Origin of the sequence: Novimethylophilus kurashikiensis (genome assembly GCF_003112435.1) — a bacterium.
Taxonomy (GTDB): Bacteria; Pseudomonadota; Gammaproteobacteria; order Burkholderiales; family Methylophilaceae; genus Novimethylophilus; species Novimethylophilus kurashikiensis.
Map to the genome: position 1 here is coordinate 191607 of NZ_BDOQ01000003.1, position 22292 is coordinate 213898.

Consider the following 22292-nt stretch of genomic DNA (forward strand, 5'->3'; position numbering starts at 1 on the left):
ATGAGAAAGCCGGGGAAACTCGGCTTTTTTATTGGGGTTGAAAACCGTCGGTCTCGGCCGACAGCCGAACCGATTTCTTTTGCTTGTCCAAAAGAAATCGGTGAAAGAAAAAGACACCCCACGCCCCAGCCCTCCGGGCTCCCCTCCGCTGCGCGCCAAGCCGGGCGGCTGCGGAACTCGGGCTTACAGCCCTCAGACAGTCCTCGCCGACGACCCCCGACTTGACTGTGCTGCTCGGCGGGGCGTAAGGGGGAGGGGGTCGTTGATCCGCTTTTGTTCAATATAGGGAACGATAATTCGATGGTAACTGCTATTGCTTGCGTGCGTATTTGCTAATTATTACTATGCTGACAAGAAATCTCTAACCATAAGAAATAGAAGGAAAAAACATGAAAATCCGTAGTTTTTAAATACTATTATGCGGATGCATCGGCATGCTCATTGGGATTTCAGCGTGTAAAAACCAAGCTACTGCTGAAGGAGTGGAAACATTCCCTGGGCTTAGAGCACTTCATATAAAAAATGCAGACGTAACGCTTTACTACGATCCAAAAATAAGCACAGTGCTTAGTGGCAACCACCCCGAAGCAAAGAATTACGAAGAAGCCGGAGTATTCATCTCTCGTCCTCTCAGAACACAACTTCTTGGTCTAGGGAAAGGATTCTTCACCATTGATTGTGACTCAGGTGGAAGTTGGGATCCGGGATGTACATTTTTGTTAGAAAACGAAGGTAAGCTAAAAAAAGTTTTCCAAACTTTGGGACTACGGTTTGCCTTACCAGGGAACGGCAACATCTACGTTGAAGGTCATAACGATACGATGTTCAATGTCCGTAAAAAGTACGGATGGCACGATGGAAAGTGCATAGAAATTAAACAGCCATTCAACTTTGTAGGACTAGATACAACAACAAGAGAGCCCATTGAATTATTCTCCTCGCAAGAATACAAACAGATTGTTGCGACTTTACCTAAAGGATCGCCCGTAACAGTGTTACTAAATGAAGGTGAGCACTATTTGGTAAAAACTCCATTCGGATTGCTCGGATGGGTAAAAATTCGCGATGGGGTACAGCAAGCAGAATCACCAATTGCGGGTATATATTTTGCTGGTGACTGACAGTGCGGCGAGTCAAGAAGGCACTTTCCTCTCCTCTGCGGCATAGGGGTAACTCCCCCCTGTGCACCCGCCGAGCAGCACAGTCAAGTCGGGGGCTTTCGGCGAGGACGGTTTGAGGGCGCAAGCCCGAGTTCCGCAGCCGCCCGGCTTGGCGCGCAGCGCAGGGAACCCTCGTAGAGGGCGGGTAAGCGGGGCGCCGTTCTCTTCGGTTACCTTCTCTTGGGCGAGCAAGAGAAGGTAACTCGGCTGTCGGCCGAGTCCGACGGTTTTGGTTTTAAAACCCAGTTCAAAAGCCCCCTCACCCCAACCCTCTCCCGCAAGGGGCGAGGGAGCTAAAACATCTGGATTTCAGGTTCTGCTGCGCAGCTCCGGAATGACGGCTCACCCCTCAATGCACCCCCGCCCCCACATCATCCATCCCCGCCATCGCCTCGCAAGTCTCCGCACACCTCCGGCAAACACTGGCACATTGCTGGAGCACGCTATTGTTCTCCATATTCGCCGCGGCACTATCGCAAGCGCTGGCACATTCCTGGCAGATATCCGCACACAATTCGCACGTCTGGAAGTGATAGGGCGAATCGCGACTCATGAGCTTGGCATCGAGCAGGCAGATGTCGGCGCAATCGAGGCAGATGGCGATGCAGTCGGACATGCCTTGGCTTTCCATGCGGATGCATTCGGCGGCGCATTCCTCGCACATGCGGGCACAGTCCAGACAGTTCTGAATACAGTCCTGCATGCTCTGCATCATGCGTGGATCGGATCGGGACGAGGTAGTGGTATACATGGCAATCTCCTGGCAATAAGCCGGACCCCGGCGGGTCCGCGAGCGGGCATTTTTAAGCAGCCGGCTCGCCGAGACTGTTTCTCACATCACATATAGGCCCGATTATTCGGCCTTCTCCACCTCGCGCTGCTTCACCCACGCATACAAGGCCGGAATGACGACCAGCGTCAGCACCGTGGACGAGATCATGCCGCCCACCATGGGCGCGGCGATGCGCTTCATCACCTCGGCGCCGGTGCCTGTGCTCCACATGATGGGCAGCAGCCCCGCCATGATGGCGACGACAGTCATCATCTTGGGCCGCACGCGTTCGACGGCGCCTTCCATCACCGCGGCATACAGATCGGCCAGCACAAAGGGCTGACCTTCCTGCTCGCGTCGGGCCTTGAGTTCGCGCATGGCGTGGTCGAGGTAGATCAGCATCACCACGCCTGTTTCCGCCGCGACGCCAGCCAAAGCGATGAAGCCGACGGCGACCGCCACCGACAAGTTGTACCCGAGCAAGTACATAAGCCACACCCCGCCCACCAGCGCGAACGGCACCGAGAGCATGACGATGAGGGTTTCGGTCATGCGGCGGAAGTTGAGGAACAGCAGTACGAAGATGATGAACAGCGTGACCGGGATCACCAGCTTCATCTTGGCCTTGGCCCGCTCCATATACTCGAACTGCCCGCTCCAGGTGGCGTAGTAGCCCGGCGGAAATTTCACCTGCTCGCGCACGGCTTTCTGCGCCTCGGCGACATAACCGCCGATGTCGCGTCCGCGCAGGTCGACGTAGATGTAGGACGAGAGCAAGGCGTTCTCGGTCCGGATGGCCGGAGCGCCTTTGACGATCTCGATTTTTGCCAGTTGGCCGAGCGGGATCATGGCGCCGCCGGGGATGGGCACCAGCACCTGCGTCGCAATCATCTGCGGCGAAGAACGGAGCTCACGGGGATAGCGCACGCTTACTCCGAAGCGCTCGCGGCCTTCGACCGTCGTCGTCACGTTCTCACCACCTAAAGCAGTGGCAATGACGTCCTGCAACTCGCCAACCGCCAGTCCATACCGCGCTAGCTGTCCCCGATCCGGCTGGATATCGAGGTAATAACCGCCGGTGATGCGCTCGGCATAAGCGCTGGTCGTGCCAGGCACGCGTTTCACCACGGCTTCGATTTCCTTGGCGACGCGCTCCATTTCTGCGAGGTCATTGCCGAACACCTTGATGCCGACGGGCGTGCGGATGCCGGTGGAGAGCATGTCGATGCGGGCCTTGATGGGCATGGTCCACGCGTTGGAAACGCCGGGGAACTGCAAGGCCTGGTCGAGCTCGGCGATGAGCTTGTCGGTGGTCATGCCCGGTCGCCATTGCGATTCCGGCTTGAGGTTGATGACGGTTTCAAACATCTCCAGCGGCGCGGGGTCGGTGGCACTCTGGGCACGCCCCGCCTTGCCGAACACCGATTCCACCTCGGGGAAGCTCTTGATGATGCGATCCTGCGTCTGGATCAGCTCAGCGGCCTTGGTGACGGACATGGCCGGCAGCGAGGACGGCATGTAAAGCAGCGTGCCTTCGTTGAGCGTGGGCATGAATTCGCTGCCGAGGCGCGAAGCCGGAATCCAGCTCAGGCCCAGCACCAGCGCGGCCAGCAGGATCGTCAGCTTCTTCCAGCGCATCACCCAGCCGATAATGGGGCGGTACAGCCAGATCAGCACGCGGTTCACCGGGTTTCTAGCTTCGGAAATAATTCTGCCGCGCACGAACAGCAACATCAGCACCGGCACCAGCGTCACCGAAAGCAGCGCCGCGCCTGCCATGGAGAACGTCTTGGTATAGGCCAGCGGCGAGAACAGCCGGCCTTCCTGCGATTCCAGCGTGAACACCGGCAGGAAGGAAACGGTGATGATCAGCAGCGAGAAAAACAGCGCCGGGCCGACTTCCTTGCAGGCATCGACGATGGCTTGGGTGCGAGCGCTTTGCGGAGCATTCTCCGGTACGCGTTCCAGATGCTTGTGCGCGTTCTCGATCATCACGATGGCCGCATCCACCATGGCCCCGATGGCAATGGCGATGCCGCCCAGGCTCATGATGTTGGAATTGATGCCGAGCTGGCGCATGGCGATGAAAGCGATGAGCACGCCCACCGGCAGCATGACGATCGCCACCATGGCGCTGCGCACGTGCAGCAGGAACAAGAGGCACACCAGCGCCACGATGATGCTTTCTTCCAGCAGCGTGCCCTTGAGGTTTTCGATGGCGCGATGGATCAGCTCGGAACGGTCGTAGACGGTCTTGATGCTGACGCCTTGCGGCAGGCCGCTGGAAATCTCGGCCACTTTTTGCTTGAGGTTGTCGATGACTTCCAGCGCGTTCTGCCCGTAGCGCGCCATGGCAATGCCGCCCACGGCCTCGCCTTCGCCATCCAACTCGGCCAGCCCCCGCCGCTCGTCCGGCCCCAGCTCTACCCGCGCCACGTCGCGCAGCAGCACCGGCACGCCCTTGTCGGACTTGAGTACCAGTTGTTCGATATCGCTCTTGCCGCGCAGATAACCCCGGCCGCGCACCATGTACTCGGTCTCGGTCATTTCCACCACGCGCCCGCCGACGTCGCGGTTGCTGGCGCGGATGACATCACTCACGCGGCTCAAGGGAATGCCGTAGCCTTGCAGACGCCGCGGATCGACCACGACCTGATACTGCTTGACGAAGCCGCCGATGCTCGCGACTTCGGCCACGCCGTGCGCCTTGGTGAGCTGGTAGCGCAGATACCAGTCCTGCAAGGTGCGCAGCTCGGCCAGCGAGCGGTTCTTGGCCAGCACAGCGTATTGGTACACCCAGCCCACGCCCGTCGCGTCCGGCCCCAAGGTCGGGGTAATGCCTGCGGGCAACCGGCTGGTCGCAGCATTGAGCGATTCCACCACCCGAGAACGTGCCCAGTAGATATCCGTGCCGTCCTCGAAAATCACGTACACGAACGACGCGCCGAAGAACGAGAAGCCGCGCACCACCCGCGACTTGGGCACGGAGAGCATGGCAGTGGTGAGCGGATAAGTGACCTGGTCTTCCACCACCTGCGGTGCCTGGCCGGGGTATTCGGTGTAGACGATGACCTGCACGTCGGAGAGATCGGGCAGCGCATCCAGCGGTGTCTTGATTACGGCATAAACACCCGCGCCGATGACGAACACCGTCGCCAGCAGCACGACGAGCAGGTTGCGCGCCGACCATTCGATGATACGGCTCAGCATGTCAGTGGCCCTCGTGAGAAGCCGCCGGCGCGGTGCTAGGCTCGTGCGAAAAACTGCCCAGAGCGGCCTTGAGGTTGCTCTCGGCGTCGATCAGGAAGTTTGCGCCTACTACCACGTTTTCGCCTTCTGCAACGCCATCCAGAACCTCGACATAATCTTCCGACTGGCGCCCGAGCTTGACCTCGCGCGGCTCGAATCGGCCCTCGGCCACGTTCACCAGCACCACCTGCCGCGTGCCGGTATTGAGCACGGCGGAAGCGGGAATCGTCAACGCGGGCGCCTTGTCGTTGCCCGCCGCCAGTTCCACATTGCCGAACATCGCCGGTTTGAGCAGCCCGCCCGGATTGGGTAGCTCGACGCGCACCTGGGCCGTACGGGTTTCGGCGTTGAAGGTGGGATAGATGAACGTCACCTTGCCGCTGAATTCCTTGTCGGGGAAAGCGTCCACCTTGATCCTGGCCGTCTGGCCGATCTTGATCGCCGCCAGGTCTTGCTCGAACACGTCCGCCACCAGCCAGATGCGCGACAGGTCGGCGATTTTGTAGAGGATGTCGCCCGGCGCGAACCGCATGCCATGCATGGCGTTCTTTTCCATGACGAAACCGCTGCCAGGCGAATAGATGGTCAGCGTGCGCATGGCCTTGCCTTCGCGTTGCAGCCGCTCCAACTGGGCATCGGATATGTCCCAGTAGCGCAGCCGTTTCAGCGCGCTTTCGGCCAATTTATCCACGCCGGCCTGGGCTTCCGTCGTGCCTTCCTTGAGCGATTGACGGCCGTTCCAAGCGATGAGGTATTCCTCCTGCGCAGAGACCAATTCCGGGCTATAGACCTGCATCAAGGGCTGTCCGGCACGCACCGAATCACCCACGGCACTGACATAGAGCGCTTCGATCCAGCCTTCGAACTTGGTCGTGACGCTATGCATACGGTTTTCGTCGATTTCGAAACGGCCGACGGCGCGCACGGTATGGCTCAACGGCCGCATGGTCGCCGCTTCGGTCTTGACTCCCAGCTTCTGCACGCGGTCGGGGCTGATGCTCACTTGTCCGGCAGGCGCCTCGTCGGCATACACCGGCACGTAATCCATGCCCATGCTGTCTTTCTTGGGGGTAGGCGACGTGTCGGGCAAGCCCATGGGGTTGCGGTAGTAGAGAATCTTGCGTTCGGCTTTCGGCGGCGCGGCTTCGTCCGCGTAAACCGGCACATAGTCCATCCCCATGTTGTCCTTCTTGGGCACGGGCGAGGTATCGGGAAGCCCCATTGGGTTGCGGTAATAAAGCACCTTGCGTTCCTGCTTGGCCGGCGTTGCGGCCTCCGGCTGGGCAGTATGCCGAGCGCCGAACCAATAGCCGCCCCCTGCCGCGGCTGCAATGCCGACGAGCGCCAGCACAAGCCATAATCCTTTGTTGTTCATCATTCTTCCCCTGCCATTTTTTCGATTTCGGCCAGGCGCTGCGCCTGCTCTACCTGGGCCTTGAGGATGTCCTGCTTTGCCCGCTTGATGGCGCGCTGGGCGTCTAGCAGCGTGGCGAAATCCACCTTGCCGGTTTCATAGCCGGCCAGCGCGGATTGAAAAGTGAGTTGCGCCTGAGGCAGCAAGGTATTGGCGGTGAGTTGTTCCTGGCGGTTGGCGGCCTGCCAAGCAGCCAGGTTTTCGCCCACCTCCCCCATGATCTGGTTGGCCATGGCCTGCTGGCGCTGCTGTGCGGCGAGCAGCAAGGCGTTGGCCTCGCCTTCCTGCGAACGGCGCGTATCCTGCCGCAGCGGGATGTTGACCTCGATCATGGCCTCCCAGCTCGCGATGCTGGTGCCGCGCTGGATGGGCGCGATGCCCAGCGTGACGTCGGGATAGCGGTTTTTCTCGACCAATCGCCGGTTGGCCTCGGCCGCGGAAATCTGCGCGGTCTGGCTGGAAAGCCACGGGTTGCGATCCATCACCCGCTGCTGCAAGGTTGCGGCCTCCAGCTTGGCTGGGATGCCTTTTTCCAGCATTTTCGGTTCAGCCAGCGGCGCGCCTTGCGGACGGCCCAGCACCGCATTCAACCGAGCGCGGGCCTGCTGCTGTTCGGCCTCCAAGGCAATCGCTTCGGAACGCAAGGAAGTTTTCTCGACCTGGGCGCGAATCACGTCCTGCTGCGGCACGAGTCCGCTGGCATAACGCACCTGCGCCACCGCTTCCAGCCGGTCGTAGAGCCCCGCCAGTTCGTCGTTGAGCGCCTTCATGCCGGTGGCCTGGTAAAGCTGGGCATAGGCGGATTTGATCTTGGCGTGAATCTCGGCTGCGGAGGACAGCTTGCGCCCCTTGGCCTGATCCAATTCCGCCGTCGCCACCTCTTCCTTCAACCCGCGTTTGCCCCACAAGGGGATGCTCTGCATGAACGTGTATTTGGTGGAGCCGGCCTTGTTGGGCAAGGGATTGAAGCCGTTGGGCGCGTCCCGTCCCGCGAAATCCTGAATCTCGGCCCGCAGCACGGGATCGGGCAAAGCGCCGGCAGGCTGGATGCGTTGACTCGCCGCCTCGACTTCATAGCCCATGGCAGTGAGTTCGGGATTGTTGGCGTCCGCCCATTGCAGGAGCTCTTGCACCGTCGCGCCGGGAACCAAGCTCGATTGCGGCGAGCCCGGGAGCACCTCGGCCGACCAGGCATGGAGCGGCAGCAGCACGGCAGCAAAAATAAGCGTTTTCATAGTGAATCCTCGATTGCCGGCCGAGTCTTACCCGGCCGGCTCGAACGTTATTTGAGTCGCTGGATTTCGGTGATGCGTGCCTGGCCGCCGACGAGCGCGAATCGGAACGCGACCTTGTCGCCGGCCTTGAGCCCTTTGAGCTGGGCCTTGTCCGCGACTGCAAAATCCATGGTCATGCCCGGCCATTGCAATTCGGGCACGGCTTCGTGCTTGAGCTTGACCTTGGCGTTTGTCGCATCGACAGCCACGATCTCGCCTTTGGCAGCATAGGTGTTATGTGCTGCGGCCTGAGACTTAGCAACATCAGCAATTGCCGGGGAGCCATTGAGGCCGAGCGCCAGAATCGCAGCGGCTAGGGGTAGATACTTCTTCATTTCGCACATCCTTTGAAATCAAATCGTGATACCGCGGAACAGCACGGAGCGTTCAAAGGGCGCGAAGGCCGACGTTAAGGGTTGGCCCGATAAAATGCGGGCACGAACTAAGACGACCTTCAGCCCTGGGCTGCGGTCGATCTGGGGGGATGATAAGGGGTGGAAAGCTGGGTCTGGTACTCGACCAGGGCGAGGTGCGAATACGCCGTGGTGCCCAGCAGCGGCACGGCGACCGTCACTTGCGGCACGATAGCCTGGGAGACGCTGATGTAGCAGGCGGCGCATTTGTCGTGAGATATCTTGTGGTCATGCGCTTTTTTCTCGGCAGCCATTTTCATATGCTGACAGTGGCTCTCCATTGCGTCATGGTCGTCGGCCATTTGCACGGCGACAGGCGCATGGCCGGCGCACGCAGGCATGGTCACGCCGGCCAGCCCTTGCAGGGGCAGGCAGAGCACCAGAAATACGGCGACCAGGAATTTGAGCAGCTTGCGCATATTTCCATTATGGGAGCAGTGGGTCTTTTTTTCAATCGCGCTAACGCCTCGTCGCATTACGCAATTTTGCTATTCTGTTATTCATGCGCTTACCCTTCGCTCATGACCAACATCGCCACCAATCGCTATTCTTGATGGTGATGGCCCCGCTGCTCTGGTTCGCTCTGGGCGTGCGGCTGGCGTTTCTGATCGGGATTTCCGACTCGTGGATGGCGGGGCTGGTCAAATACCTGAGCTTTTATACCCACCTCACGAATATGCTCGCAGCGCTGGCGGTCACCCTGCCCCTGTTCAAGCTGCCAGGCGCACGTTTCTTCCAGCGCGGGAGCATCATCGCTGGCATCGCGGCCAATCTCGTGGTGGTGAGCCTCACCTTCAACCTGCTGCTGCGGCACGTGTTCCCGCTGCACGGCGTGCAAATCGGTGCTGATTTCATCCTGCACGACCTGATCCCGCTGCTGTTCGTGGTGTACTGGTGGCTGTTCGCGCCAAAGGGTACGTGGCAGTGGCGCAGCATCGCCTTGTGGCTGTTCTACCCCATCGGGTTTTTCTGCTACTCCCTCATTCGCGGCGCGGCGGTGGGATGGTATCCCTACCCCTTCATCAACGTGGCCAAGCTGGGCTATCAACAAACCTTGATCAACGCCCTGGGAATCCTCGCGGGGATGATTGCGATTTCGGCGGTATTCATGCTGCTGGATCGATTCCAGCATCGTCGTTTGGCGGCTGCCATTGGAACAGACGGAAACTCAAGCCACAAAAAATAACCAGCACGTTTAGCGCAACTACGATCAAGCGCTTAACCCACTTATCCACAACCCTATCCACCGATTCTGTGGATAGCTGCTTCTGAGCCGTTCACCCTCCAGATGTATGGGTTCGCCCTTAATTTCGACTTAAGAAATTGCGTGTATGGTAGGGCTATCTCAACAATAAGGAGGGGCACATGAGTCACTTACGCATCACAATCATTGCAGCTGGGCTATTGATCGGCACGAACGCCGTCGCTGCATACCAATGTCCGGCAAGCAACACCACAGGTGGTGGTTGGACGCCGCCTGAATGCGTGCAAATGCAAAAACCTGTATGTGCCGACTGCGGCACGGTCGAAGCCGTGAATACGGTCGAAACGGAAGATGCTTCCGGGCTCGGCGCTGTAGCGGGAGCCGTTGCTGGCGGGGTGTTGGGTAACCAGGTCGGCAAGGGCAAAGGTAAAACTCTGGCGACGGTGCTCGGTGCTGTAGGCGGCGGCGTCGCAGGGCATTACGGCGAGAAATACCTGCGCAAGAAAACGCGCTGGGATGTGGTGGTGCTGATGGAAGACAACACCCATCGCACGGTGAGCTTCGACCAGGCACCGGATTACAAGCAAGGTGATAAGGTCAAGGTCAGCGGGAACAGCCTGAGCCGTCAGTAATCTTTTTCAAGGATGCCAGCCGCCTCGGCCGGCATCCTTTCTCCATTTCTGGCGTCGCCCCTCACGGGAAACGCCCTCGCCGCGTTTTGTTCTGACGTCATCCGCTCAGCCCACCCCAAAACCCGGTAAAATACCGCCCTTAATCAATCGCCTATCCCCGAGTACCATCTTGAGCACCCTCCACGACGAAATCCAGCGGCGACGCACGTTCGCCATCATCTCCCACCCCGACGCCGGTAAAACCACGCTGACCGAAAAACTGCTGTGGTTCGGCGGCGCGATCCAGATGGCGGGGGCGGTGCGAGCCCGCAAGGCCGGCAAGCATGCGACCTCGGACTGGATGGAGCTGGAAAAGCAGCGCGGGATTTCGGTCACGTCGTCGGTGATGCAGTTTCCCTACCGCGACTGCATCATCAACCTGCTCGATACCCCGGGCCACGACGACTTCTCGGAAGATACCTATCGCACACTGACCGCCGTGGACTCGGCGGTGATGGTGATCGACTCGGTCAACGGCGTGGAAGCCCAGACCATCAAGCTGCTCAACGTCTGCCGCATGCGCGACACGCCTATCGTCACGTTCGTCAACAAGCTGGATAGAGAAGGCAAAGCCCCGATCGACTTGCTGGACGAAATCGAATCCGTACTCGGCATGCAGTGCGCGCCGGTGACGTGGCCGATCGGCATGGGCAAGACTTTCCGCGGGGTGTATCACCTCGTCAACGACACCATTGCCTTCTTCGACCCGCACGCAGAAAAGGGCACGTCGGAAATGATCCAGGGGATCGACAATCCGCGTCTGGACGAGCTGATCGGCCATCAGGCGGCGGAACTGCGCATGGATATCGAACTGGTGCGCGGCGCTTCGCACACCTTCGACAAGGAAGCCTATCTCTCCGGCAAGCAGACACCGGTGTTCTTCGGCTCGGCCGTCAACAATTTCGGCGTGCAATCGCTGCTCGACGCCGTGGTGGATTTGTCGCCGACGCCGCTATCGCGCAAAACCGTGACCCGCGAGGTCACGCCGGACGAACCCAAGTTCACAGGCTTCGTGTTCAAGATTCAGGCCAACATGGACCCCAAGCACCGCGACCGCATCGCGTTCGTGCGGGTTTGCTCAGGCAAGTTCGAGCGCGGCATGAAGCTGAAGCACGTGGCCGTGGACAAGCAGATTGCCGTCAACAATGCCATCACCTTTATGGCGCAGGACCGCAACACTACCGACGAAGCCTATGCTGGCGACATCATCGGCATTCCCAATCACGGTACGATCAAGCTGGGCGACACCTTCACCGAAGGCGAGGATTTGAAGTTCACGGGCATCCCGTCCTTCGCACCGGAACACTTCCGCCGTGCACGATTGAAGAACCCGCTCAAGATGAAGCAATTGCAAAAAGGCTTGCAGCAGTTGGCCGAGGAAGGCGCCTCGCAGTTGTTCCGCCCCCTGGCTTCCAACGATTTGATTCTGGGTGCGGTAGGTACGCTGCAATTCGACGTGGTGGCGCACCGGCTGGAATTCGAATACGGCGTGGACGTTGCCTTTGAATCCTTCGATTGCTCTACCGCACGCTGGCTGCGCGGTTCAGACGCCGATCTCAAGTCCATTGCGGACAAGTACGGCTACAACGTGGCGCTGGACGGCGCGGAAGATTACGTCTACCTGGCGCCCAACCGCGTCAACTTGGCGATGGCGCAAGAGCGCTACCCGGATATCCAGTTCCTGGAAACACGGGAAATCAGCTGACGCCCCGAAGCTGAATTAAAAATGAGCGAGGAGGGTTGGATGCAAAGCGCACGGAGCGCAACGACCGAGACAGTACATTTAGTACGGCGAGGAAGTGACAACGCAGTTGCGGCGTAGGCTAACTCGCAAAGCGATGTTAAGACGCGTAGCGTCGGCCGGAGCCAACACCGGGCAACGCCGCAGACAATGCTCCGCAGCCATTTTTAAACAGCTTCTAAACGCCGCGCCGCTCGGCCATGGCATTCCCCAATGCGTCGAGCTGCGCTGGGTTCAACACCCGGCTGGCATAGGGCAGCAGCACCTTGTCTTCCAGCGGCATATGCTCGTGGTATAGCCCGACAAAACGCTCCACCGGCATGGCCGCCGGATCGACCTCTCCGCCTTGGGACAGCGTCAACAGATAAAGCCGCAGCTCCTGCCACGCCTGGTTCATTTCCTGATGTTGGGTCACCAGCAGTTCCAACAATCCTAGAATCTCCTGGTTTCCTTCTTGGGCGGCAATGTCGCGCAGAACAGGGAACAGGCTGCGTTCCTCGTCCTCGTGGTGATGTTGGCCGGCGGTGTCGAAATACTTGAGGATGCGCGTAGCCGCTTGTTGCGCGTCGGCATCGGTGCCGTGCTCGGCGATATGCGCCGGCAGGCGCAGCAGCAAATCGTTGAAGCCGGTAATGCGGCCGTGGCAGGCGCTGAGCAGTTGCAGCGGATGCTGGAAATCGGGGGCTGGCGTGTTGAAAGGGTTCATTGAAAGCTCCATCCGTGGCTACCGGCAACCGCGCCTGCTACGGTGACTAGGCTCATCGTCAGCAATAGCCAATGCATCACGATAATCGCGGTCAGCGTCTTGCGTGGGGCGGTTCGAGCAGATTGGGCCAGTTTGCGGTGCAATACCAGCGGTTCCAGCACGAACAGCATCAAAGTAAAGATCGCCCAGGTGGCCGTCATGGCGTGCACCCACCAGAACTGGGCGTCCAGGTAACGGTCCCAGGCGTTCAACACGTAGAGCATGTAAAAGCCGGAAAGCCCGGTGATCAGGGTGTAGATTCGCGCCTGGCGGGCAAAACGGCTTTCCACCGCTTCGAAAAACTCCACGCGCTCTGCTTCGCTGCGGAACGCCTTGACGGCGGGCAGCAGCACCATCGTCACCATGCCCACGCCGCCGATCCACAGCACGACACCGAGTACATGCAGCACGCGAGCGATGATGAAGGTTTCCACGGTCTCTTTCTTGATTCGCCTGTTCTTGAATTCGCCCTGGTTAGGCCGGGATGGCTTCCAGCGCCTCGTGCACTTCCAGCCAGCGCATCTCGGCCTCGTCAATCCAGCCGCTCAGCTCGGCCTGGCGCTTCAGCAGGGTTTGCAATTGCGTGGACTCGCCTTGGGTATAGAGTTCCGGATCGCCCAGGCGTTCATCCAGCTCGGTCTTCTCGGTTTGCCAGGCGGCGAGTTTTTTCTCAAGCTGCTCGGCTTCCTTGGTCAACGTACGGCGCTGCGCCAAGCGTGCCTGGCGGTCGGCCTGGGCTTGGGCGCGCTCCGCCTTGAGCGCTGCCTTGTCTGCGCTCGGAGCCGGTTTTTCGGCGGTGCGCTGTTCAGCCAGCCACTGTTTGTAATCGTCGAGATCGCCGTCGAAGGGCGCGGCCTTGCCGTCGGCCACCAGCAAAAAACGGTCGCAAGTGGCGCGCAGCAAGGCACGGTCGTGCGACACCAGCACCACGCCGCCGTCGTATTCCTGCAAGGCCATGGTAAGCGCATGGCGCATTTCCAGGTCGAGGTGGTTGGTGGGCTCGTCCAGCAACAATAAATTGGGCCGTTGCCAGATTAGCAGTGCCAGTGCGAGCCGCGATTTCTCGCCGCCCGAGAACGGGCCGCACGGTGTGGTGGCCATGTCGCCGCGGAAATCGAAGCCGCCCAGGTGATCGCGCAACTCTTGCTCGCGCGTCTTGGGGTCGAGCCGCATCATGTGCTGTAGAGGTGATTCCTCCGGTCGCAGCTGTTCAAGCTGATGCTGGGCGAAATAACCGATGTTGAGATCCTTACCCTCGACCCGTTTGCCGGACATCACCGGTAGTTCGCCGGCCAGCAGCTTGATCAGGGTGGATTTACCCGCGCCGTTGCGGCCGAGCAACCCCAGCCGCTCGCCGGGACGCAAGGTCAGTGCAATATCGCGCAGCAGGGCTTGGCCAGCGTAGCCGACCTGCGCTTCATCCAACACCAATAGCGGATCGGGCGCTGCCGCCATATCGCGGAAATGGAAGCTGAACGGCGAATCGACGTGAGCCGCGGAAATCAGCTCCATACGCTCCAACGCCTTGATACGGCTCTGCGCCTGCCGTGCCTTGGTGGCCTTGGCACGGAAACGGTCGATGTAGCTGTGCAAGTGCGCCATCTCGCGCTGTTGGCGCTCGTAAAGGGACTGCTGCTGCGCCAGGCGTTCGGAGCGCTGGCGTTCGAAATCGGAATAGCCGCCTTTGTACAGTGTGAGCTTCTGGTTTTCGATGTGGGCGACCTGATCGACCACGGCGTCGATGAAATCGCGGTCGTGCGAGATCAACACCAACGTGCCGCGATATTCCTTGAGCCAGCTTTCCAGCCAGATGACGGCGTCCAGATCGAGGTGGTTGGTGGGCTCGTCCAGCAACAGCAAGTCCGAGCGGCACATGAGCGCTCGTGCCAGGTTGAGGCGCACGCGCCAGCCGCCGGAGAAATCGCTCACCGGGCGGGTGAAATCGCTGTCGGAGAAGCCCAGTCCATGTAGTAATTCCGCGGCTCTCGCCGGAGCGGCATAGCCGCCGATATCGCCCAGCCGGGCATGGAGTTCGCCCAGATGTGCACCATCGTGGCTCGCCTCGGCTTCCTTGATGGCGCGCTCGATGCTGCGCAGTTCGGCGTCGCCATCCAGCACGAAATCGAGCGCCTGATCGGGTAAGGCGGGCGTTTCCTGGGCAACGTGGGCAACCACCCAGACTGGGGGAATGTCCAGATCGCCAGCTTCCTGGTGGAGTTCTCCCCGCAACAGGGCGAACAGACTGGATTTTCCTGCACCATTGGCGCCGGTCAGCGCGACTTTCTGTCCCGGGTGGATTTGCAGCGAGGCCCCTTCGATCAAGGGTTTTGCGCCGCGGGCGAGGGTGAGATTGCGAAATTGGATCACAGCGGGGAATACGGATGAAAAGCCGCCAGTATAAAGGCCGGCAAGGCATCCAGGAACGCATGGCTGTCACAAAGTTTTGCCATCATCCCAGCCATGACAGCCCAGGCAATGGTATGGAACCTGCTTGGATGAGATGACTACAAGACCATAAGGAGTTCGCGATGTACAAATGGCTATGCTACGACGAAGACACAGTGTTCTACATTCAAGCGGCAACGCGGGAAGAGGCGCAAGCCTTTGCGGAGCTGCATGACGGCCACGTGGTCTGCGCCATGCAGCCGCTTGATGAGAACAGTATCGACCATGCGGACAAGCGGTCGCAATGACGACAGCCACGCCGCTTCGCTACTGATGGTTTACCAGATGTAAAACAGCAATACCCACGGGACGATGATCCCGCCTATAGCCATTGCGACAGCCGCTAGCGAACAATAGCGTGCTGCGAGCGTCCTGTTCTGCCGACTGATGACCCCATAAGCGAGATGCAGGCTCCATGCTGCTGCAAACGCCAGTACCAGCGCCCTTGCCGTCCCCAGCCAGGGGAACATGAGACCTTCGGCTTTCAGCATGGTGACGGTCAATGCAGACAACCCCAGGAATACGCCGAAACCGCCCATCGGGATGAGGCTGTAGGCCAATCGGGACGGGGTGACGTGCGGCTTTCCGCCCAATATGACTGCGGCAACCTTGAGCCAGGCCCAGACCCAACTGCCCACAATGATGGCCGTGGCGGCGATATAGGTCAGGATCATAGCGCCGTCGAGCCAGGTGAAGGTGTCGGAAGCTTCCGGATAATGGGTCAGCAACCACCACGGTGCATTGGTATCGAGCGCCCACCACCATTCCTTGGCCACCAACCATTCCGCAGCCGCCTGCTTGGCGGCGACGAACCAGGGAGAGCCGGACCACTGGAAGGCGCCGATGGCGGTACCGATCATGCCGAATACCAGCAGTGCCGCTTCCCAGGGTTTGGCCTCGTTGGTATGCATGTCCACCACTTCAGATCCCGGATTGCGCAAGGTGAGTGCGATGGCCCCTTTGTGCCCCGCACATTGTCCGCACATGTGGCAATCGGACGCACCTTTCATGGACTTGATATGCACCATCGGTGCGCAATGAATGGCTTGCGGAGGCGTTGTCGAAGCCTTCCATGTCTCCTGATCGACGCGAAAATGCACCGGTGCCAGTCGTGAAAGCAGTCCGAACACGCCGTTGACCGGACACAAGTGGCGACACCAGACGCGCTTGTTCTTGCCGTAGACCAGGCCGATGCCGATGGCGGCCAGCGTCGAGCCGCCCAGTACCAGCAGCGCTGCTACGGCGTATTCGTATACGCTCACCAACTGCCCGTAAACAGTGGTCAAGATAAACGCCACGAAGGGCCATCCACCCCATTTCATCCACCTGGGGATTGGTTTCCCTAAGCCGAATTTCGAGGCGAACTCGCTCAAGGCGCCCTCGGGGCACAACACCCCGCACCAGACGCGCCCCATCAACATCATCGACAGGATCACGAATGGCCACCAGATGCCCCAGAACACGAATTGCGCGAACAGGGTTAGGTTGTGCAGCATGCGTCCATCGGCGGGAGGCAGCGGCAGCAAGGCTGGCACCGTCACCAATCCGATATAGGCCAGGACGACGATCCATTGCAGAGCGATGATGGTGGTTCGGTGTCGCCGTAAAAGCTCACCCAACCAGGCAAGCCTAGTTGGGTCAGGCGTATGGAACGGCGTGAGCGGTTGTATCAGTCTTTGCATAGCCTACTTAGCGATGATGCGGCCTTTGGCCGTCTCGGGATGAAATTCTCCGAAGAAAGGATAGGTGCCCGGCTTTAAAGGTGCGAACACCATGGGTCTGGTCACCCCCTCGCCCATTACCGATTCCTTCTTGAGTTCATAGCTTTCGAACTCCTCTGGTCCCGGCCCCTGGTTGGTGATGAGCAGCTTAAATTTCACCCCCGCAGGCACTTCGACGGTTTCCGGAAAAAAGTGGCCGCCCTTGATGGTGAGCTTGTATTCCAGCATGCCTTCAGCGTTGGCCTGACCGTTAAAGGCCAGGCCCATCATTAGCAGAACGATCCAGCGCATGCTTTTCCCCATTAATAGTTGATCTGGGCGCGCATGCCCAATACCGTCACATTGTTTGCCGCAGTGTTTCCGGCAGGATTGCTGATCCACTGGATATCCGGCGTGATCTCGAACTGATGATTGATGCGATAGCGGTAATAGGCTTCCATCGTTTTTTCGATCCCGCTTGCCTTGAAGCCGTAATCGGCACTGCCGTCGCTGTTAGCATCCAAGGTCAGCGCTTCCCGGTGGAAATCGCTGCTGACGCGGTTGGCGCCTAAGGCAATACCGATGGCATCGCCGGCACGATTCCAGTAGCTGCCACCGAATTCAGCACCCAGGCTGACGGTCTGGTCGAACGGCAGATGACGACCCCAGCCCTTGCCGTAACGACCGAATATCGTGGTGTAATCGCCGACCTTCTGGTCGAAGTTGATCCCCATGCCTTCATGGCGCTCCAACTCATCCGCCACATAGGTCGGCGCTTGACCATTGGTCCAGGCCAGCAAACGGTAATGGCCAACATCACCCAGGAGACGAGTCGTGGCTTCGGCTTGCCCGATGATGAACGGCTTGGTGAAAGAGCCGTCGAACGCTGCGCCCGGGCCGGAACCGAACACGCCGATTGAGAGCTCATAACTTTCCGGCTTTGCCGCATTGTTGCGCCAAGCCACCCGAGCGCCCGGCGTGAATCCATAACCGTCGGCACCGACGTTGGCGGCGAGCGGGTTATCCAGCAAGGCGTTGTGCACGAACATGCTGGAGAGGAACTGACGCGTCTCGTCGTTGCCGGCGCTGTTCTGGTCGAAGAACGCAAAGGGGTCCATCTTGCCAAAATTGATGGTCAGCATTTGTTTCGACTGTGGCTTGAATCCGCCCAGCGGCAGCGGAATCTCGGCCTGGTACCAAGCCTCGGCCAGCATCACTGCGCTGGTATCGGGCGTAAGGGCGGAACCCAACTGGAACGATGTTGCATTGGGACCGCTGAACGCCGTCATGTTTTCCGACGCGCCCTTGCCTTGGCCGATGCGGAAATGGCCGAAGATCGTGCTGGTGATATCCCCCATTTCTCCTGCCGGCAGGCTCACGGTGACATCAGCGCGATAATTGACGCGGGACTTGTTGTTTTCCAAACCGCTCGGCTTTTGCCACACTGAGGTAAAGCTGGCATCGGCCTTTACCCCCTCCAGCGCTTCCACCACTTTGGCGGATTTCTGCATGCCCAGGGCCTGGGCCTCGACAGCTTTTAGGCGAGAGGCCAGCTCCGGCTCGTTTTCGCTAATGCTGTCGTTTTCGAGCGAGGCTTCCAATTGGGCGTTATGCTCTTCCAGCACTTTGACTCGCTCGGCCAGGATCGGTGCGGAGGGCTGATTTTCCAACTGCTTACGCAGCTTGGCATTGTCTTCTTCCAGTACTTGCAGGCGACCGGAGAGTTGCTTCATTTCCTTCAGCAAATCCTGCATCGAGGGATCTTCAGCATAGGAGGGCGAGGCCGTCATCGCTAGCAGAGCCGCAATGGTGGCTGGCTTTCGCATCATCAATAGCCGCCCTTCTTGCCGATGCCGGCGAAGGTGAATTCATATTCCACGTCGAACGGCTTGAACCAGGGACGTACGCCGGTGAGTCGATCCGTATGTCGACCGAAATGAGAATGCGGGTTGGCCGTGGGCGGTGCGATGGTGTACTTGACCTTGTATTTGCCCGGCCCCATGAGCTTGATGTTGTCGCCGTAGTGCGGACCGTCGTTGGCCACCATGGGCATGAAATCGCCCTTGATGACCTTGCCTTCCGGCAGCTTGGTGATTTCGTACTTGATCTCAAGATACGGAACCCAGGCCCCGTCCTCGAAGCCGTTGGGATTATTGGCGAGAGCATGGATATCGGCTTCCATGTGGACATCGGACTCCTCGGGCTTGGCCATCATGCCGTCCGGCTCCATCAACACCGGTTGCAGATACACCGCGGCGATTTCCATACCGTTGCGCTGCTGCGGCGTACCGATGGGATATTCCACTGCCTGGGCCGAGATCGCCCCTAAGCCCATACCTGCGCCCAGTAATCCACACAAAATCGAACGTTTCATTGACGACTCCTTTAGGTTAGTTTTCGCCAATGATAATTATTCTCATTTAATGGGTCAAGAATGAGCTTCCGAGATTGATGTAAATAGGTGTAAAAACAAAAAGGCCGCTTGCGCGGCCTTTGATGAGATTACTAACAAGCAGAACGTTATCCGCGGCGCATGGCGTCGAAGAATTCGCCGTTATTCTTGGTGGATTTGATCTTGTCCAGCAGAAACTCCATCGCTTCGAGATCGTCCATGGGGTAGAGCAATTTGCGCAGCACCCAGATTTTTTGCAGGACGTCTTTCTCGATGAGCATTTCCTCGCGGCGGGTGCCGGAGCGATTGACGTTGATGGCAGGATACAGGCGCTTCTCGGCCATGCGGCGGTCGAGGTGGATTTCCATATTGCCGGTGCCCTTGAATTCTTCGTAGATCACATCGTCCATACGGCTGCCGGTATCGACAAGTGCCGTGGCGATAATGGTCAGCGAACCGCCCTCCTCAATGTTACGTGCTGCACCGAAGAAACGCTTAGGACGTTGCAAGGCATTAGCGTCCACACCGCCGGTCAACACCTTACCGGATGCCGGAACCACAGTGTTGTAAGCGCGGGCAAGACGAGTAATCGAGTCGAGCAGAATGACGACGTCCTTCTTGTGCTCGACCAGGCGTTTGGCCTTTTCCAGCACCATTTCAGCCACCTGTACGTGACGCGTCGCAGGCTCGTCGAAGGTAGAAGCCACGACTTCACCGCGCACGGTACGGGTCATTTCCGTCACTTCTTCAGGACGTTCGTCGATGAGCAGGACGATCAGCAGGACTTCGGGATGGTTGGACGTGATGGCGTGTGCAATATGTTGCAGCATCACGGTCTTGCCGGATTTGGGGCTGGCGACAAGCAGACCGCGCTGGCCCTTGCCGATAGGCGCGATCATGTCGATGACACGACCAGTAATGTTCTCGTCGCTCTTGATGTCGCGTTCCAGCTTGAGGGCTTCAGTGGGGAACAGCGGCGTCAGGTTTTCGAACAGAATCTTATGCTTGGTGCTCTCCGGTGACTCGCCGTTGACGGTATCGACTTTCACCAGGGCAAAATAGCGCTCGCCTTCCTTCGGTGTCCTGATTTCGCCGGTAATCGTATCGCCGGTATGCAAATTGAAACGACGAATTTGCGAGGGCGACACGTAAATATCGTCAGGTCCCGCGAGGTAGGAGCTATCCGGCGAGCGCAGGAAGCCAAAACCGTCTGGGAGCACTTCGAGCGTGCCATCGCCTGAAATCGTTTCCCCCTTGCGGCCCTTGTTCTTTAGCAGCGCGAAAATGAGATCCTGCTTACGCATGCGGTTAGCGCCTTCGATCTCATTGGCAATTGCCATTTCGACGAGTTCGGTCACCGGAGTTTGTTTCAGTTCGGATAAGTGCATACGAAGTACAACCTGTCTAAGAGGTATTAGGCGGAGCGGGGAAAGAAGAAGAGAAGCGGTTTTAGAGCCGATTCCCGGTGCTATTCAGAAGTGTTGCAATGAATCCCGGGAATCAGCCTTAAGAGTACGTGTTTCAGATATTGCTGTCAATAAAAGCAGTGAGTTGCGATTTGGACAGTGCGCCTACCTTCGTAGCTTCTACGTTGCCGTTCTTGAACAGCATCAGGGTCGGGATACCGCGAATGCCGTATTTCGGCGGAGTTGCCTGGTTTTCATCGATGTTCAACTTGGCAACCTTGAGGCGACCTGAGTATTCCTTGGCGATCTCATCGAGAATCGGAGCGATCATCTTGCAGGGACCGCACCACTCAGCCCAGTAATCAACCAGTACCGGCGTCGTGGATTCAAGTACGTCCTGCTGAAAGGATGCATCGTTCAAATGGGTAATGTGTTCGCTCATGGAGAACCTCGTGGTAAGAATTCGGAAAATTAGAGGGTGTTGAGACCGTATTGCACTATCGTAACCAAAAAAAAGCAGTTCGTGAAGTTCAATGTAACGGCCTTGTAACGGTCTTTTTCAGCGCTCAAGCAACTCGTTTGTAATTAGAGAGTTAGCGCTAACAGGAGTTCAGAGAGTCGTGAAACAACCCTCCGCGACTCGCCCGATGGTATATTTAGGCGATCTTTTTATAGGAACCAGCGCGTGAAATTTCTCGAGAATTTTTTCGAAAGCTTTCTTTGGAACAGCCGTTTTGTCGTACTTCTTGCAGTCGTTGCCAGCCTGGCCGCCGGCTTCGCGGTCTTCTACATGGCGACCGTGGATGTCTATTATCTTGTTGGCCACGTCATCCATTATGCAGATCCTGCCCTTGAAACCCTCGCGCGCAAGGCGATCCATGACGAAACCATTTCTCATATCGTCGAGGTCGTGGACGGCTACCTCCTTGCAACCGTCATGCTGATGTTCTCGCTGGGCATGTATGAATTGTTCATTAGCGATATTGATGCCGCCCAGCACAGCGAAAAATCGAGCAAGGTGTTGGTCATCCGCAACCTGGATGACTTGAAAGCTCGCCTGGCCAAGGTGATCGTGATGATTCTCATCGTGACGCTGTTTGAGCACGCGCTGAAGATGAAGATGGAAGGCCCGATCGATCTGCTCAACTTCGGCGGCAGCATCGCGCTGGTCGGCCTCGCCTTGTTCCTGATGCACAAGGGAGAAAGCAGCACCGAGCACAGCGACACTGAGCCCGAGGAAAAACACTAATGCTGCGGCGAGCGTTTATCTTGCTAATGCTATGCCTGCTGGCCCTGCCGGCAGCAGCAGAAAGCTTCAGCCTTAAAGACCTGAACAGCAAAACGCATACCCTAGCGGATTACAAAGGCAAATGGGTGCTGGTGAACTTCTGGGCGACCTGGTGCCCGCCCTGCCTGGAAGAAATTCCGGACCTCATCATGCTGAACGACAAGCGCAAGGATGTCGTAGTGATCGGAGTCGCAATGGATTACAAGGACAAGAAAGAGATTGCCAAGTTTGCCGACGACAATCTCATGTCTTATCCCATCGTTCTAGGGGACGACAGCGTCACCAATCAATTCGGCACGATGGACGTGTTACCCACGACCTTCATCTTCAACCCGCAAGGCAAGCTGATAAAGCTGCATCGCGGGTTGCTGACGCGGAAGCTCGTCGAAAAGCTGATCTCTGAAAAAACCAGGTAAAG

At 58.5% G+C, this 22292-nt stretch carries 22 protein-coding genes; 7 read left to right on the forward strand and 15 right to left on the reverse strand.

Translation table 11 applies throughout. From position 1 onward, the window contains the following. Nucleotides 1-434: 434 nt before the first annotated feature. Nucleotides 435-1121: an SH3 domain-containing protein gene (locus NMK_RS04440; RefSeq protein WP_109014561.1), complete on the forward strand. Its 687-nt coding sequence runs from the start codon at nucleotides 435-437 to the stop codon at nucleotides 1119-1121. A gap of 388 nt (nucleotides 1122-1509) precedes the next feature. Here the strand turns inward: NMK_RS04440 and NMK_RS04445 are convergent, their stop codons facing one another. The 6 genes from NMK_RS04445 to NMK_RS04470 form a co-directional block, all read right to left on the reverse strand. Beyond that, nucleotides 1510-1911, reverse strand: coding sequence for a four-helix bundle copper-binding protein (locus tag NMK_RS04445; RefSeq protein ID WP_227871364.1), 402 nt, complete (start codon nucleotides 1909-1911; stop codon nucleotides 1510-1512). Between the two features lie 102 nt (nucleotides 1912-2013). After that, complete coding sequence (locus tag NMK_RS04450; protein WP_109014562.1) at nucleotides 2014-5142, reverse strand: efflux RND transporter permease subunit; 3129 nt, start codon at nucleotides 5140-5142, stop codon at nucleotides 2014-2016. Nucleotide 5143: 1 nt separating this feature from the next. Beyond that, nucleotides 5144-6556, reverse strand: a complete 1413-nt coding sequence (locus NMK_RS04455; RefSeq protein ID WP_109014563.1) for an efflux RND transporter periplasmic adaptor subunit — start codon at nucleotides 6554-6556, stop codon at nucleotides 5144-5146. Further along, nucleotides 6556-7830, reverse strand: a complete 1275-nt coding sequence (locus NMK_RS04460) for a TolC family protein (protein ID WP_109014564.1) — start codon at nucleotides 7828-7830, stop codon at nucleotides 6556-6558. The genes NMK_RS04455 and NMK_RS04460 overlap by 1 nt, the downstream gene beginning before the upstream one ends. A 47-nt stretch (nucleotides 7831-7877) precedes the next feature. Next, nucleotides 7878-8204: a copper-binding protein gene (locus tag NMK_RS04465; protein WP_181376165.1), complete on the reverse strand. Its 327-nt coding sequence runs from the start codon at nucleotides 8202-8204 to the stop codon at nucleotides 7878-7880. A 119-nt stretch (nucleotides 8205-8323) separates the two neighbouring features. Then, nucleotides 8324-8701 (reverse strand): hypothetical protein, encoded by a 378-nt coding sequence (locus NMK_RS04470; RefSeq protein WP_109014566.1) that lies wholly within the window; start codon nucleotides 8699-8701, stop codon nucleotides 8324-8326. Between the two features lie 83 nt (nucleotides 8702-8784). Between NMK_RS04470 and NMK_RS04475 the strand changes: the two genes are divergently transcribed. The 3 genes from NMK_RS04475 (at nucleotide 8785) to NMK_RS04485 (ending at nucleotide 11862) form a co-directional block, all read left to right on the forward strand. After that, complete coding sequence (locus tag NMK_RS04475; RefSeq protein ID WP_109014567.1) at nucleotides 8785-9468, forward strand: Pr6Pr family membrane protein; 684 nt, start codon at nucleotides 8785-8787, stop codon at nucleotides 9466-9468. A gap of 179 nt (nucleotides 9469-9647) precedes the next feature. Next, nucleotides 9648-10118 carry a glycine zipper 2TM domain-containing protein gene (locus tag NMK_RS04480; RefSeq protein WP_109014568.1) on the forward strand — a complete coding sequence of 157 codons (471 nt, stop codon included), beginning with the start codon at nucleotides 9648-9650 and terminating at the stop codon, nucleotides 10116-10118. A 169-nt stretch (nucleotides 10119-10287) separates the two neighbouring features. Then, on the forward strand, nucleotides 10288-11862 hold the full coding sequence (locus NMK_RS04485) for a peptide chain release factor 3 (RefSeq protein WP_109014569.1): 1575 nt from the start codon (nucleotides 10288-10290) through the stop codon (nucleotides 11860-11862). Nucleotides 11863-12076: 214 nt separating this feature from the next. Here NMK_RS04485 and NMK_RS04490 read toward each other — a convergent pair whose 3' ends face one another. The 3 genes from NMK_RS04490 to NMK_RS04500 are packed head-to-tail and all read right to left on the reverse strand — an operon-like array spanning nucleotide 12077 to nucleotide 15010. Then, nucleotides 12077-12604, reverse strand: a complete 528-nt coding sequence (locus tag NMK_RS04490; protein ID WP_181376166.1) for a hemerythrin domain-containing protein — start codon at nucleotides 12602-12604, stop codon at nucleotides 12077-12079. Next, nucleotides 12601-13077, reverse strand: a complete 477-nt coding sequence (locus NMK_RS04495) for a hypothetical protein (protein WP_109014571.1) — start codon at nucleotides 13075-13077, stop codon at nucleotides 12601-12603. The genes NMK_RS04490 and NMK_RS04495 overlap by 4 nt, the downstream gene beginning before the upstream one ends. 40 nt (nucleotides 13078-13117) lie before the next feature. Continuing rightward, complete coding sequence (locus NMK_RS04500) at nucleotides 13118-15010, reverse strand: ATP-binding cassette domain-containing protein (protein WP_109014572.1); 1893 nt, start codon at nucleotides 15008-15010, stop codon at nucleotides 13118-13120. Between the two features lie 161 nt (nucleotides 15011-15171). Between NMK_RS04500 and NMK_RS18410 the strand changes: the two genes are divergently transcribed. Next, on the forward strand, nucleotides 15172-15336 hold the full coding sequence (locus NMK_RS18410; RefSeq protein ID WP_181376167.1) for a hypothetical protein: 165 nt from the start codon (nucleotides 15172-15174) through the stop codon (nucleotides 15334-15336). A 30-nt stretch (nucleotides 15337-15366) separates the two neighbouring features. Here NMK_RS18410 and NMK_RS04505 read toward each other — a convergent pair whose 3' ends face one another. The 6 genes from NMK_RS04505 to trxA form a co-directional block, all read right to left on the reverse strand. After that, nucleotides 15367-16770 (reverse strand): 4Fe-4S binding protein, encoded by a 1404-nt coding sequence (locus NMK_RS04505; RefSeq protein ID WP_109014573.1) that lies wholly within the window; start codon nucleotides 16768-16770, stop codon nucleotides 15367-15369. Nucleotides 16771-16773: 3 nt separating this feature from the next. Further along, nucleotides 16774-17100, reverse strand: a complete 327-nt coding sequence (locus tag NMK_RS04510) for a cupredoxin domain-containing protein (protein WP_109015058.1) — start codon at nucleotides 17098-17100, stop codon at nucleotides 16774-16776. 11 nt (nucleotides 17101-17111) lie between these two features. Further along, nucleotides 17112-18617 (reverse strand): carbohydrate porin, encoded by a 1506-nt coding sequence (locus NMK_RS04515; protein ID WP_109014574.1) that lies wholly within the window; start codon nucleotides 18615-18617, stop codon nucleotides 17112-17114. Further along, nucleotides 18617-19162 carry an iron transporter gene (locus NMK_RS04520; protein WP_109014575.1) on the reverse strand — a complete coding sequence of 182 codons (546 nt, stop codon included), beginning with the start codon at nucleotides 19160-19162 and terminating at the stop codon, nucleotides 18617-18619. The genes NMK_RS04515 and NMK_RS04520 overlap by 1 nt, the downstream gene beginning before the upstream one ends. 146 nt (nucleotides 19163-19308) lie before the next feature. Continuing rightward, on the reverse strand, nucleotides 19309-20568 hold the full coding sequence (gene rho, locus NMK_RS04525; RefSeq protein WP_109014576.1) for a transcription termination factor Rho: 1260 nt from the start codon (nucleotides 20566-20568) through the stop codon (nucleotides 19309-19311). A 133-nt stretch (nucleotides 20569-20701) separates the two neighbouring features. Then, nucleotides 20702-21028 (reverse strand): thioredoxin TrxA, encoded by a 327-nt coding sequence (trxA, locus tag NMK_RS04530; RefSeq protein ID WP_109014577.1) that lies wholly within the window; start codon nucleotides 21026-21028, stop codon nucleotides 20702-20704. A 243-nt stretch (nucleotides 21029-21271) separates the two neighbouring features. Here trxA and NMK_RS04535 point away from each other — a divergent pair, with 243 nt between their 5' ends. Together NMK_RS04535 and NMK_RS04540 are read left to right on the forward strand one after the other, a co-directional pair. Further along, a complete protein-coding gene (locus tag NMK_RS04535) occupies nucleotides 21272-21835 on the forward strand; it encodes a YqhA family protein (protein WP_109014578.1) in 564 nt (187 codons plus the stop codon). Next, nucleotides 21835-22290, forward strand: a complete 456-nt coding sequence (locus NMK_RS04540; protein ID WP_109014579.1) for a TlpA disulfide reductase family protein — start codon at nucleotides 21835-21837, stop codon at nucleotides 22288-22290. Before NMK_RS04535 ends, NMK_RS04540 begins: the two co-directional genes overlap by 1 nt. Nucleotides 22291-22292 lie beyond the last annotated feature (2 nt).